The organism is Neobacillus drentensis (assembly GCF_036966985.1).
Classification (GTDB): Bacteria; Bacillota; Bacilli; order Bacillales; family Cytobacillaceae; genus Neobacillus; species Neobacillus drentensis_E.
In genome coordinates this window covers 1-1273 of the sequence record NZ_JBALSN010000748.1, presented here as the reverse complement: position 1 = coordinate 1273, position 1273 = coordinate 1, and the positions used below count along the sequence as shown (strand labels likewise).

Sequence of the window (1273 nt, the reverse complement as noted above, 5' to 3'; positions counted from 1 at the left end):
TTATTGATCATTATCGGTGCATCTTGGATTTGCTAATAGATCATCATACACAAAAAGCTGCCATCAAACAGGCAGCTTTTGCTTTGATCTTAAATAGATATGGTAATTTCAACAAATGATGAGATCAGTAAGATCAGTATCGATACATTGATAAAGCGAAACACCTTATCTTGCCGTTCTTCAGGAATCTCTCTGACAAGGCATAATGTATTAGTAAGCCTGTTTATTGAATACACAATAAACGCGGCAAAGACGATGAAGTAAAATAAAACTATCGGAGATCCCCCCTCTCTATGCTATTCCCATACTACATTACCAAATTTTTTATGAAAAAGATAGAAGTTGGCTTTAAAAAACTCATGATGAGGAAGTTGGGTCAACTAAAATATCAAACTCGTCTTGGGCTTGATCAATGATGCATGATTTTGGCGCTTTTAGCAGTTTCCAAGCAAATAAAAAGTCAGGCAAACAATAGCCTGCATGAATACTTGCGATCATAATAAAATAGTGTGCGTACATTGGAAATGCCATTCCTAAAACAAAGTAAACAGGTGAGATGACACAAAACGGGCTGAGCAGTGAGAAAAGCATCACTCTCTTAGGCACGCGCTGCCAGCAATTTCGTTTAAATAACGTCATTTTTTTCTTATGTTTCATGACTGGGATCAAGTGACCCACGCGGTGGACAAGCAATGTCGCAAGTAAAAGCACGACAAAAAGTGGTGCATTGTGACTGCTGAGTCTCGTTTCAGGATGAGTCAGTTGAAAACATAAAAATGCCATAATGAAAAAAAATACAGTAAGACATATGGCTGAAATCATCATTCTCGTATAACCATAATCCTTTTCAAGATTAATGGTCTTCCAACAATTCATTTTTCATCCTTCCAATCTCAAAAAAACTAATTGAATATCTCAAGATAATTTACTCTTCCTGAGGATAAAAATCAATGGTTTTCATGAAAAAAAATAAATTGTTACATTCATATGGAATAAAGAGAGGAAACTTTGGGTTTTTCAAGAAAAAAAGACATAAGAGGGAGGTTCGTCTCTTTCGTCAATGAGTAATTTCGGCTAAAATAGAGTGACTAAGAGAAAGAGGGAACGTACATGAGTATTGAGGAACGAATGAGCCAGCTCGAATATTATATGGAACTGTTACTGACGGCGACAGATATGAGCCGTTATCCATATTATGCGCTATTGATCCGGCAGCGTGTATCGAAAGAAGAGGCAAAGGACATTGAGCGTATTTGTGCTGAGCTCTCAGATG

General features: G+C 36.9%; 3 protein-coding genes. 1 reads left to right on the top strand and 2 read right to left on the bottom strand.

Going from position 1 to position 1273, the window contains the following annotated elements:
* Positions 1 to 89 precede the first annotated feature (89 nt).
* Both V7659_RS31280 and V7659_RS31275 read right to left on the bottom strand, forming a co-directional pair.
* On the bottom strand, positions 90 to 275 hold the full coding sequence (locus V7659_RS31280; RefSeq protein WP_072368131.1) for a hypothetical protein: 186 nt from the start codon (positions 273 to 275) through the stop codon (positions 90 to 92).
* Between the two features lie 82 nt (positions 276 to 357).
* Positions 358 to 876 carry a DUF3267 domain-containing protein gene (locus tag V7659_RS31275; RefSeq protein WP_335543876.1) on the bottom strand — a complete coding sequence of 173 codons (519 nt, stop codon included), beginning with the start codon at positions 874 to 876 and terminating at the stop codon, positions 358 to 360.
* Positions 877 to 1110: 234 nt separating this feature from the next.
* On the opposite strand from V7659_RS31275, the gene V7659_RS31270 reads away from it, so the two are divergent.
* A partial coding sequence (locus tag V7659_RS31270) for a DUF1878 family protein (RefSeq protein ID WP_335543877.1) occupies positions 1111 to 1273 on the top strand: 163 nt, incomplete at its 3' end.

What these genes read in the sequence shown, in the direction of transcription:
- V7659_RS31275 (WP_335543876.1), bottom strand. Translation starts at nt 876, where the DNA reads ATGAATTGTTGGAAGACCATTAATCTTGAAAAGGATTATGGTTATACG.